The organism is Athalassotoga saccharophila, assembly GCF_009936215.1.
Taxonomy (GTDB): domain Bacteria; phylum Thermotogota; class Thermotogae; order Mesoaciditogales; family Mesoaciditogaceae; genus Athalassotoga; species Athalassotoga saccharophila.
Genome location: NZ_AP019551.1, coordinates 660,399 through 672,556 on the forward strand (window position 1 = coordinate 660,399; position 12,158 = coordinate 672,556).

General features: G+C 41.1%; 10 protein-coding genes. 7 read left to right on the forward strand and 3 right to left on the reverse strand.

The window, feature by feature from the left end; genetic code table 11:
* Positions 1-8 precede the first annotated feature (8 nt).
* Genes ATHSA_RS03315 through tsaB form a run of 3 tightly spaced genes read right to left on the reverse strand, consistent with a single transcriptional unit; the run spans position 9 to position 2,625 of the window.
* A complete protein-coding gene (locus ATHSA_RS03315) occupies positions 9-746 on the reverse strand; it encodes a P-loop NTPase (RefSeq protein WP_161847738.1) in 738 nt (245 codons plus the stop codon).
* On the reverse strand, positions 743-2,020 hold the full coding sequence (locus ATHSA_RS03320) for a HEAT repeat domain-containing protein (protein WP_161847739.1): 1,278 nt from the start codon (positions 2,018-2,020) through the stop codon (positions 743-745). Before ATHSA_RS03320 ends, ATHSA_RS03315 begins: the two co-directional genes overlap by 4 nt.
* Entirely contained in the window at positions 2,017-2,625 is a 609-nt protein-coding gene (tsaB, locus tag ATHSA_RS03325) for a tRNA (adenosine(37)-N6)-threonylcarbamoyltransferase complex dimerization subunit type 1 TsaB (RefSeq protein ID WP_161847740.1), read from the reverse strand. Before tsaB ends, ATHSA_RS03320 begins: the two co-directional genes overlap by 4 nt.
* A gap of 149 nt (positions 2,626-2,774) precedes the next feature.
* Here tsaB and ATHSA_RS03330 point away from each other — a divergent pair, with 149 nt between their 5' ends.
* The 7 genes from ATHSA_RS03330 to upp all read left to right on the forward strand — a co-directional run bounded on the left by ATHSA_RS03330 (position 2,775) and on the right by upp (position 12,147).
* On the forward strand, positions 2,775-3,845 hold the full coding sequence (locus tag ATHSA_RS03330) for a tetratricopeptide repeat protein (RefSeq protein WP_161847741.1): 1,071 nt from the start codon (positions 2,775-2,777) through the stop codon (positions 3,843-3,845).
* On the forward strand, positions 3,830-4,561 hold the full coding sequence (locus tag ATHSA_RS03335) for a prepilin peptidase (RefSeq protein ID WP_161847742.1): 732 nt from the start codon (positions 3,830-3,832) through the stop codon (positions 4,559-4,561). Before ATHSA_RS03330 ends, ATHSA_RS03335 begins: the two co-directional genes overlap by 16 nt.
* Positions 4,558-5,046: an adenosine-specific kinase gene (locus tag ATHSA_RS03340; protein WP_161847743.1), complete on the forward strand. Its 489-nt coding sequence runs from the start codon at positions 4,558-4,560 to the stop codon at positions 5,044-5,046. The genes ATHSA_RS03335 and ATHSA_RS03340 overlap by 4 nt, the downstream gene beginning before the upstream one ends.
* A 10-nt stretch (positions 5,047-5,056) precedes the next feature.
* A complete protein-coding gene (gene gltX / locus ATHSA_RS03345; RefSeq protein ID WP_161847744.1) occupies positions 5,057-6,439 on the forward strand; it encodes a glutamate--tRNA ligase in 1,383 nt (460 codons plus the stop codon).
* On the forward strand, positions 6,436-8,370 hold the full coding sequence (locus tag ATHSA_RS03350) for an ATP-dependent helicase (protein WP_161847745.1): 1,935 nt from the start codon (positions 6,436-6,438) through the stop codon (positions 8,368-8,370). The genes gltX and ATHSA_RS03350 overlap by 4 nt, the downstream gene beginning before the upstream one ends.
* A gap of 126 nt (positions 8,371-8,496) precedes the next feature.
* Positions 8,497-11,520 carry a GGDEF domain-containing protein gene (locus tag ATHSA_RS03355; RefSeq protein ID WP_161847746.1) on the forward strand — a complete coding sequence of 1,008 codons (3,024 nt, stop codon included), beginning with the start codon at positions 8,497-8,499 and terminating at the stop codon, positions 11,518-11,520.
* Between the two features lie 3 nt (positions 11,521-11,523).
* Positions 11,524-12,147, forward strand: coding sequence for a uracil phosphoribosyltransferase (gene upp, locus ATHSA_RS03360; RefSeq protein ID WP_161847747.1), 624 nt, complete (start codon positions 11,524-11,526; stop codon positions 12,145-12,147).
* Positions 12,148-12,158 lie beyond the last annotated feature (11 nt).

Below are 12,158 nucleotides of genomic sequence, written 5' to 3' on the forward strand. Positions count from 1 at the left end.
CTTCCCTTCTATCCGAGTTTTTTCATGATGATCTCAACAGATTTCTCAAAGTCTAACCTTAGTTCTCCCTCGCTTCTCGTCAAAAATAACTTTGCCATACCATTTTGTGATATCTCTTCCAAAAGCGGAGTGCGCGCTATTATTTCAACGCCTGTCCTTTTTGAAAGTTCATCTGTACCCTGCCCGAAGAGATAATGTTTTTTGCCACAATACTTGCAGGTGTAATAGGACATATTTTCCCATATTCCTATTATTGGTACTTTCATCTTTTTTAGGAAATTTATAACCTTTTCAACATCTCCAAGTGCTACCTTTTGTGGAGTAGTTACGACGACCGCACCGTCTATTTTATTGTCGTAAACTTTTAAAACCTCAAGGGGCTCATCTCCGCTTCCGGGGGGGAAGTCCATTATCATGTAATCGAGATCTCCCCATTCGGTATCCTGCACGAACTGATCTATCAGTTTTGCTTTCAGAGGGCCTCTCCATATTATAGCCTTGTCCTCTCCGACGCCGGCCGCTATAGTCATGAATTTTAGATTTCCTATCTCCATAGGTATGAAACGCTTTCCGTCGGTTAAAATCTCCGGTTCAACATCTAAGATTATGTGATCGGTCGGGCCGTGAATGTCAACGTCTATCAATCCAACCTTGTATCCACTCAGAGACATATCAACTGCCAAGTTGACGGCAACCGTTGATTTTCCAACTCCTCCTTTTCCACTCGTTACCATTAGAGTTTTCACGACAATTCCTCCAATCTTTGAGGGAACAATTTTGCCATCCCGTTCAACGCTTCCATCTTCATTTCTATTGAATCTGAATTTTTGAATATATCGATAAGTTCATCTGAATCGATGTCTTTTGAGGCTATAAGCGATTTGAGAGCCTGAATTTTTATTCTCTTTGGCCCGTCGAGAAGATTTTTTATTCTCTCGTCTTTTATCTTCAATTTGGCGAGTACCTTAAGAGATTTTTCAGTCAATTCTTCGTCTTCGCCTTCTATTATCTCTAAGAGAGATTCCACATTTGCCTTTGAAGGAAACCTTTCCACAAATGGTATGACGGAGATCTTCAAATTTTTGTCATTTCCCTCGAGTATTTCTTCTATTATTCCTTCGACGCGCTGGCTTTCGAGATTAATCAAGGTTTTTAATGTCGTTATCTTTAGCGATTTTGAAGGGTAATCGATGTATTTGAGGATCATCTCTTCGAGTTCCTTTTTGTCCTTGCAAATCGATACGCTCTTTATAGCCGCCTCCACATTCTCAACCGGAGCGCTATCATTTATTATTTCTTTTAGGCTTTCCCATACTTCATCGCAGGAAAACCTTCCCATAAGCAATATGGCCGTAGAACTTATCTTTGAATAAGTGGATTTCGAAAGTTTTTTGATAAGCGGTAAAGATCCCTGAAAATAGGTCGCAAAGACCTTCATCGCAGACGATCTTACGTTGAATGGCAATTTTGTGTCCTCTATCACATCGACTATTATCTTTGGATCGACCTCTTCACCGTTGACCGCACACGATCTTATAGCCTCTATTTTGACCAGCACATCGGGATCTTCTGTTAATTTTTTGGCCTTTTTTATCGCCTCTTTACATCCTATCTTTTCAAGGGTTTTTAAAGATTTTATTCTTACATTCGGAGAACTGTCTTCAAGGGTCAGTGAAAGCATCTTGCAGCCATCCTGCATCGCCATGTGTGGAAAAAGATTTATAGCCTCTTTTTTTATCCTTTCACCTCTTTTTAAAAGAGGCTCTACGTCTTTCGATTCGAGAGGATAGGAAATAGCCGCCAAATATTTTATCGCCGATATCACGAGAAACTCTTCCGGATGAGAAAGCACCTTTATTGCATCTTGAGTGTGCCATCTGTCTTTCAATCTTCTTAATTCGTTGAAAGCCACCGCGACGGTAATTGCATTTGTTGAATTGAGATCCAGCGATATATTCTTTATTCTATCTTGAAGAAGTTTTTCTTTTATGTTCAAAAAGATCTGCTTTGTGCTTTTCATAAATTCTCCTCTGCCGCCTTTTGAGCAACGGGCTTTTGGAGGTAGTATGGCTTTACGCTTATGTGATCATAGATATTTGAATTGCTTTGAAATGATCTTACGACGCTTTCGATAAGATCGTATCCTGAAAAGATCGGTCCGGTTACGATGGAGGCTCCGGGTATTTTCTCCTCGGAGATTATTTCTCCTTTGAGATCGAGCGAATCGGAAGGTTGCATCTGGCAGGACCATGCTTTTCCGTCAAATGAAGATACGTACCACCATCCCTTTCGGGCATTTCTCAAAAGCGTGACCGGCCTTTCGGATCTGAAGACTTCGTAGTACTTCAAGCCCACGATGGGTATAGAAAGTGAAAAAGCGAGGGACTTCGCCACCGCTATACCGCTTCTAAGACCTGTAAAATTCCCCGGCCCTATCACGCATCCTATTAAATCTATTTGGGATATGTCGATTTTCTTTATTTTTAGAATCATGTCGATTTTTTTGACTAAAAGATCGGATCCTCTCTTGTTAGATGAAAATGATTGGAGTGATTCAATGTCATCTCCGGCCATTATCGCGACGGTCATCCATCGCCCCGATGTGTCAAATGCTATGATATTCAAAAAGATCACCTCTTAAAAAAGTATACCATAAACAAAGCGGGATTTGCGTGTTCAATGCTACGTTGACGAAAGGTAAAAATCAGTGTATAATAATCATGAAAGAATGATTAAGAGTTAAATTTTTTGACACGGAGGAGGCGTGACCTGTTATGAATGAGATTTTAATTTTAGAGATAGGAGACCAAAGGTACGGGATCGATTTTCACGATCCGTTTTTCTTTTTAATAAGGGATTTACTTTACGAAGGCACGTGGGAAGTTTTCGCCGCAGATGTCAACAATAAAGATCATGTAGAAAGAATTCACAAACTCCAAGAAATAGAGAATAAGACGGGAAGAATTTCAGGCTCTCTTTTCCTTCCTATTTCGACTTCAGAGATTAAATCTTACTTTAAAGAATTAGATCTCAATCCTCAAAAATTAAAGAATGCCACTCCAGAAGGCTTTTACGAACTTGCCGAAGATGAGGCCGAATCTGAAGAAATCGATGAAGCGATGAATTTAATGGATTTTGTCATAGAGACATGGCCCTCTTACGCAAGGGCTTACGAACTTAAGGGTACCTTTTTGATAGAAAAAGGTGCGCAAGAGGAAGGTATCGCCCTTTTGAAAAGGGCCATCGAGATAGATCCAACTCTTGCCGAGGCTTATTCTGAACTCGGCCAGGCTTATTACAATCTCGAAGATTACGATAAGGCAATTGAATACTGGAAAAAGGAACTCGAATACACTCCTTACGATAAATTCGCCTATTTCATGATCGCAGATGCTTACAGAAAACAGGGAAAGATAGGAAGTGCCATAGAGATTTTGAGAAAGTTTGTGAGCGAGGACAAAAAAAGCATTCTTGCGCGTTACGAACTCATGGATCTTTACAATCAAATGGAAGAATACGAACTTGCCAAAGAGTACGAAGATCAGATACTCAAGATGACACCTTACTATCCCGGTGACATAGAGCCGTGGGCAAAGGTACTTTTCAAAAATGAAAGATACGAAGAGGTTATAAGGGTAGTCGAGGATCACATCCAAAAATATCCCATAGATGCCCATTTCAAGATACTTCTTGTCGTTCCATACGCAAAGAGTGGCAGATACAACGAGGCAAGAGAAATACTCAACGAGTTCAAAGACCAAAAAGACTGGTATTATTACGGCAAAAAGGAACTGTTTGAAACGAATTTGAGCAAAGAGGAACTCGATCTGTGTGGTATACGCTGATTCTCAGCGTTGTAAGCGTTGTTTTTGGCCTTGTGTTGGGAAGTTTTTATAACGTTCTAATCTACAGGATTCCAAGACATATTTCTCTTGTAAATCCTAAAAGATCATTTTGTCCTGCGTGCGGCCACCAGTTAAAGTGGTCCGACAATATTCCAATTTTGAGTTACTTGTTTTTGGGCGGAAGGTGCAGGTACTGTCATACGAAGATCTCCTTCGTTTATCCCCTCGTTGAAGGAACAACAGCCATCCTCTTTTTGATTGCCGCCCTCTTTACGAAAGACATCTTAAGTATGATATCTTTGTGGATGCTTTTCTCGGGTGGTATAATTATAACTGTAATAGATCTTCAAACCATGATGATTCCAGACTTTGCCGTCGTGATAACTGCCATAGGGGGCTTTTTGTGGGCCTTTGTGAATGGACACGTTGTTTTGTCTTTGATCAGCGCAATTACAGGGTTTGGAATATTTTTGATCGTATATTTGGTTTCCAAAAAGGGTATGGGATTTGGAGACGTTGAGTATTTTGGCGCTTTAGGTTTATACCTTTTGCCGTACGATCTCATATGGGCCGTTTTGTTTGCATCTATTTCCGCCATAATCTTTACCATTCCAATGCTTTTGAGAAAAAAGGCGAACAGGAAAACGCGCGTACCATTTGGCCCATTCCTTTTTTTGGGAGTTTCGATAGCGATCTTTTTGGGAGGTAGAATATGATCGATTTTGACGTTGTTGATATTAAAATTCCTAAGGATGCGAATATCATAATCGGGCAGACGCACTTCATAAAGACCGTTGAAGACCTTTACGAGGTTATGGCCACTGCTTCTCCCAATGCGAAGTTCGGTTTGGCCTTTAACGAGGCTTCAGGCCCGTGCCTTATAAGACACGACGGAAATGATGGAGAACTCGAAAATGTCGCGATAGAAAATGCGCAAGCCATAGGAGCAGGTCATATTTTTGTACTTTTGATGAGGGAAATATATCCAATAAGCGTTTTGAATTCGGTGAAATCTCTTCAGGAAGTTTGTAACATTTACGCCGCGACTGCCAATCCTCTTCAAATCGTTGTGGGAATCACAAATCAGGGACGCGGAATTATGGGAGTTATAGATGGATTCCCGCCAAAGGGTGTTGAAAAGGATGAGGACATATCGAAAAGAAAGGTACTTTTAAGACAGATCATAAAATACAAAAGATAAGGGTGAAAAGATGGAGATAAGAGTTAGATTTGCTCCCAGTCCTACCGGTTTTTTACACGTGGGAGGAGCGCGTACGGCACTGTTCGACTGGCTTTTCGCCAGAAAATCAAAGGGCAAATTCATCTTGAGAATCGAGGACACCGACACCGAAAGATCTTCTAAAGAGTCTGAAAGATCGATAATCGATGATTTAAGATGGTGTGGTCTTTTGTGGGATGAAGGGCCAGACATAGGAGGACCTTACGGCCCATACAGGCAGACTGAAAGAATTGAGAAGGGCATATACGATATATACGCTAAGTCTTTGATAGACAGTAAACACGCTTATTATGCGCTTTATTCCGATGATTCAAAGGAGATAATAAAGAAATTTTATTCGCACGAAGAGGCCTCCGAATACAAAGCGCAGGGAAAGAGCGTTACGGTTATATTCAGGTTTCCAGAAGGTAAAACGGTCTTTCACGACATAGCAAAGGGAGAGATGGAGTTTGACAATTCAACATTTGAAGATATGGTCATCGTGAAGTCAAATGGCTTTCCAACGTACAACTTTGCAGTCGTCGTCGACGATCATCTCATGAAGATCTCCCACGTTGTAAGAGGCGAGGATCACCTTACGAATACGCCAAAGCAAATAATGATCTACAGGGCCTTAGGATGGGAGTTACCCGAGTTTATGCATATACCTCTCATTCTCGGTGCTGATAGGACTCCTCTTAGCAAAAGACATGGAGCAACCTCTGTAAGTTATTTCAGATCTTACGGGATACTCAACGTTGCCTTCGTGAATTACCTTGCGCTTTTAGGGTGGAGCGTAAAAGAGGAGGTATTCGATCCTTTTGAAAAGATAGATGAGTTCGATCTTTATTCGCTTTCTAACAAGCCGTCCATCTTCGATTACAAAAAGATAGAATGGGTAAATGGGCAACACATGAGAAGAATGGACGTTGAAAAGTTGATCGAACATTTCAAAAGATGGGCCTCATCTGAATCGCCGGATGCTTTGAAGTGGTTTGACAATTTCGAATATTCGAAAAAGGTCTTCGATATATGCAGGCAAAAGGTAAATACCCTTAAGGTGCTCGGAGATTTCGCAAGACCATTTTTTGAGGATGTTGGTACAAGTGAAAAGCACTTGGAGGGGGATAAAGCCTTAGAAGTTATTTCAACTTTTGAAAAGAAGATATCGGCTTTAGATGTATGGAGCGTTGAGAATATAGAAAGGGCCGTGCGTGAAATATCCGTGGATGGCCTTTCTACAAAAGAGATCTTTCAAATCTTGAGGATCGTAATACTCGGTCAAACCGTTACACCGGGCCTTTTTGAATCTGTGTACGTGCTTGGAAGAGAAAGGGTTATCGAGAGGGTAAAGAAGGCGGAAAAGATTGAATGAAAAAAGCCGATCTTAACTACAAAATTCACTCTCAAGATTCTTCTATCGATTGTTTGGAAAGCCTTGATGAGGAGCAAAGGGCCGCCGTCCTTGATGATGGTGGGAATTCCATTGTCATAGCGGGTCCGGGATCTGGGAAGACCAAAGTCATAACCCACAAGATCGCCTATCTTATTTCAAAGGGAGTGCCTGCGGGAAAGATCCTGCTTGTAACCTTTACAAAAGCGGCCGCAAATGAAATGATTCACAGGGCCCAGCAGGTCTCAAGGAGCCCTCTAAATGGCATGCTGGCAGGTACCTTTCACCATGTGTGCAATTACCTTCTGAGAAAATATTCGAATGTGTTGAAATTAGATCCGAATTTTTCTATACTCGACGAAGAGGATTCAAAGACTATTGTAAAACAGGCCATTGGTGAATACGTTGAAAAAAATGAAAAATTTCCATCTCCTTCGGTTGTTTTAAGTGTGATTTCTCTTGCCGCCAATACTTCGAGAGAGATAGAGGACGTCGTTGAAGAAGACTTTGATTATCTTTACTCCTTTTCGAGTAAATTGAAAAGCATAAAAGAAAGATATGAAAAACTGAAGATCGATCAGTCGGCGCTCGATTACGATGATTTGCTCGTTTACACGAACAATTTGCTTGATATAGAGTCCGTACGTGAGAAAGAGAGTCTCAATTACCTTTGGGTTCTTGTCGATGAATTTCAGGACACGAACAAGATCCAGTACGAAATAGTTAAAAAACTCTCTTCGGTTCATGGCAATCTTATGGTCGTCGGAGATGACGCGCAGAGTATCTATTCTTTCAGGGGTGCAAGGTACGAGAATATAATCGAGATGGCGAATAAAAAGGATGTCAAAATATACAAAATCCAGACGAATTACAGAAGTTCTCCGCAAATAGTTGAACTTATAAATTCGATGATCCCCAACAACATATTCGCAAAGAGTCTAAAGCCTGTAAAGCCCGATTTTAAAAGACCTGTTGTTGTCAGTACGTGGGACTCCATCGAAGAAGCCGAGTTTGTCAGTACGAAGATAAATGAACTCGTAAATGAAGGGATATCTCCGTCAGAAATAGCGGTTCTCTACAGAAATCACAGTCAGTCTATGGATCTTCAACTCGAACTTTCGAAATCGAGAATTCCTTTTAAGGTGAGATCGGGCGTCAGATTTACAGATTCAAAACACGTAAAGGATGTTTTGGCTTTTTTAAGGGTGCTTGCCAATCCAAAGGACATGATCTCGTGGATGAGGATCTTTCAGTTGTTCTCGGGTATAGGAAAAAGAAGCACGGAAAAGGTTATATCGGATGAAGATTTCAGAAATGATCCCATCGATTTCGCCCGACACCTTTCGAAGATCGGACAGAAGTATGAGAAAATAGAGGAGATATTCAGAACGATCTCCAAAGATGATACTCCATCTGAAATTCTTGATCGTATCTTTGAAGACTTTTATTCCGATTACATAACGCTCAATTTCGAAGACAGAGTTGAAAGGCAGATGGATATAAAGAGGGTTATAGAGATAGCCGAAAGGTACGAAAATATAAATGATTTTCTCTCAGACCTTGCCATAACCGAGAATATCGATCTTGACAGGAGAGAAGGTGAAAAAGAGGAGAGTGTTACTTTAACCACCGTTCACAGGGCAAAGGGTCTTGAGTGGGATGTTGTGTTCATAATCTCTGTGAATCCCGGTGATTTCCCATCTTCCTTTGCCATATCCGAGGGGAAGATAGAAGAAGAGGAGCGTGTTTTTTACGTTGCGATAACGAGGGCCAAAAGGTACCTCTTTATCTCAAGGCAAATGACAGGTTCAAGAATCCCATATTATGGAAACAGAATAGAAATAAATGGAAACAAGTACGATTTTGTTGAAAGAATACCGCCTTCTTTGTACGAACATTGGAGAGTAAACTGAAAAGAGAGAGGTAAAGTGGGGATACTGAAAATAAAAGATACACCCTATTACAGGGATCTTCTTCCTAAATTATCTTTTTGTTCGATCCTGCCTAAGATTGAGGGGTTTAAGTTTTGTGATCAATGTTTGGAACTCTCCTTTGAAGACCTTTCCGAAAGGCCTCTTCACATAACTGAAAACGAATTCTTGCGTTTTGTAAAAGAACTATACCGCTGTTATTCGAATGGAATTCCGGTGGGAATCATCGGAAAGGAAAATGTTTTTGTCAAAAGGGGAAAGATCGTCGTTGTTCCATCCTTCAAAGATGATCTAAGTGTGGTGAATGGAAGAATAGAAAATCCATTTTCCTTTTTCACCACTGTTAGAACATTCGCCCATGCTTTTAAAAGTTCCTCGCCATTTCTTATGAAGATCTTCAAAGAAGGGCTTCCCGCGATAATCGATCTCATGGAACGCCTTGGCCTTGAAATTCAACCCAAAAGTGCCTTCTTGCCGTCTATTGGCGTGTGGAGACACGATGTCTTTGTTGAAAAGATAAATTCAGAGAAAGGACTCGTTGAAATACCGATAGATGATGGTGGAGTTTTTTCTAAATTCCTTCAGGGCGAGATCTTTTCCTCTTTGGAAGAGATTAAAGATCACGTCCAAAATTCAAAATACAAAATAGATCTCAACAATGCAGATCCAAGCGCATTGAGTTTTCTCTTCAAAGCGGATGAGAAAAAAAGGTACATCTTCAATTGCGGTAGATCCGTCGAGATGGTAACATTCGTCAAATTCCTTCACAAATTCAAGCCTGATCTTGATATCGTTGCCATTCACGATCCAGAATTTGAATTCGAAGATGGAAAGAGAATAGAATTTCCGGTCATCTCTCGGAAGGAGTTTGAATGGTTTTTGAATACATTTTTCAATTACGAGTATGAATTCGAAGGGGACGTGGATTTACTCTTCGAAGTTACAGGCGGGGAGAATTTTGCGATTTCAAAATCTATAAGAGAGGGAGAGTGGAACTTCGATGGAAAGTGGCACATAAAACCGAAATTTTCGAGACCATCTCCCGTTTCGTATTTGATGAGCGCGAGGAAACTTGCGCGCAATGGAAGCAAGCCCTATTTGGGCCTTGAACTTGTGAATGCCGCATCAAAGGTTGCAGACAAAAATTTGGAGTCCTTCGAATCTTTAAGGGCATTTTTTCATAAAGTTTTAGGTGAGTACGAATTCATGGTAAATGATTTGAAAAGAGCAGATGTCTTTGGAAGGAGAAGTTTCAGAAATGCCTACTTTTCTATAGTCATGGCTATGAATGGCTTCGATCCGGTCATCGAAGAGAATGAAACATCCGATTTAGTGAAGATATGCAGAACGTACGCGAGAGTCGTTAAAGACGGAGACGTTGAAAGGATATACAACGAAGTCATTCATCCTCTCGAGAATTTAAAAGGACACGAGGCGAGACGGATAGAGGTTATGGCAAGAAATTACGCCGGCATCATCCATCTTCAAAAAGAAGAGTACGAAGAGGCCATAGACGCATTCGAAACGGCCCTTTCAATGGCACGTGAAGAGGATTTCAAAGATCTCATTCCTCTTGTTGAGATGAATGCCGGATATGCCTTCATGAATATATCTCCAAATACCGCCAAAGAAAGGCTTGAGGTGGCCATGAGTGAGTCTATGGAGGAAGGATTGTGGAAGACCTTCCAAACAGCAAATCTCGTGATGGCACAGAATTTCATCGAGATGGGAAATTTTGATATGGCAAAAGAGAGCCTTGAGACGGTCAGAATGGTTGGAGACGGATGGCAAGAAGACATCCAATATCTCAATTACAGAATGCGTATCGAAAATCTTGAAGATTTAGATCAAGATCAAGACAGCGATCTCAAATTGATGAGATTTATTTACGCCGATGATGAAGATCGCGTGATGAATCTTTTGAGATCGGAAAATATTACAGACAAAGCATATCTCCTTGAGATTGCCCAAGATCCGGTAAAGGCCATCGAGACCATCTCCCTTCCGAAGAATTCTCATGTTATATACTTCATTTCGAAATTGAAATCCTTTCGAGCCATCAGAATGATGAGAAGGTACGGTGAAAAACTTTACAGGGACGGATTTTTCACGAGGGGTATCTTCTACGAAGAGCAACTTGCAAAACTTTACAGGCAGATGGGGTGGAAGAATAGCGCGAATGTTCATCTTAGAATTGCGGCTAATATGGCCGAAAGCATAGGCCTTCAAAAGCGCGCCGAATTCATAGCCAAAAAGATAAATGGAGATATTTCCGATCTTTTGAAGATCTCGGGATTTTGTTTTTATTCTGTCAACCTTGATTCTGTCAAGGCTGTAATGGAATCTTTAGCCTTGGACCTCTTCAAATATCTCAAAAAAAGAATACTCTGTAGAATCTCAGGAGTTGAAAATATCGGTTATGTCTGTGAAGATGGCCATGCGTATCAGACGGAAGAGGAGATAACATTGGCTCCTTGGGTATTGGACGATGAAAAATTCGTTTACGATTTTCCAGTAAGAGGCGGGGAGATCTTGATCGAGATCGACAAAGAAGGTCTCGATCTTGATAGAGCCGTATCCATACTCGATTCTATTGTTCCGATTTACAAATTGAAATTCGAAAGAATCATAGCCTCGAAACTTTCTGACCTTGATCAACTTACAAATGTTTACACGCGCCGGTACATATTCGAAAGGCTTTACGAGGAGGTAGAAAGATCGAGAAGGTACAAGGAATTTTTAAGCGTGGCAATGGTAGATATAGATGATTTCAAAAAAGTCAATGACACTTATGGCCACGATGTTGGAGATGAAGTCTTGAGGAAAATAGCAGACACTTTGAAGTCGAGTGTCAGAAAGATAGACATAATAGGAAGGTACGGAGGAGAAGAGTTTTTGATCCTCTTTCCTCACACGCAACTCGAACAATCTATCAAAAGTGCCCAGAGAATCCTTAAAAGCGTGAGAGAGAATTTCAAATGGATGAAGTTAACACTCTCGATAGGCATGGCAGAGATGACACCTTCATGCGATGACGTTGAAAAACTTGTGAAATGTGCCGATATAGCCCTCTACAGGGCAAAGGCTGCGGGAAAAAACAGAATTTCAAAATACACTGAATCGGAGGTATAAGTTATGCATTTGGTTGTCGATCATCCTTTAATACTTCACAAACTAACCATTTTAAGAGACAAATCGACGGGACCGAAAGAGTTCAGAGAACTAATAAGAGAAATAGCAACCCTTATGACCTACGAAGCGATGCGTCATCTTGCTCTCAGAAAAAAGATAGTTCAAACGCCTCTCGAAGAATGTGAAGGGTACGAGATAAATGACAAGAATATAGTCGTCGTTCCCATATTGAGAGCAGGCCTTGGAATGCTTGATGGAGTCCTTCAACTCGTTCCAAATGCATCTGTCGGGTATGCAGGCATGTACAGGGATCCAGAAACGAAGATGCCAGTCGAGTATTACGTGAAATTTCCGGCCTTTTACGACGATACAGAGGTTTTCATACTCGATCCCATGCTTGCGACCGGAAATTCGGCCGTCAAGGCCATAGATCTCGTGAAAGGAAAGGGAGGGAAACATATAACGCTCCTTTCGGTCGTCTCGGCTCCGGAGGGATTAAAGGTTGTCGAGTTAAAACATCCGGATGTCAGAATTCTCACCTGTGCCATAGACAGAGGACTTAACGATCACGCGTATATTTTGCCAGGACTTGGAGATGCGGGGGATAGACTTTACAGAACTAAATGAATTTGTGATAT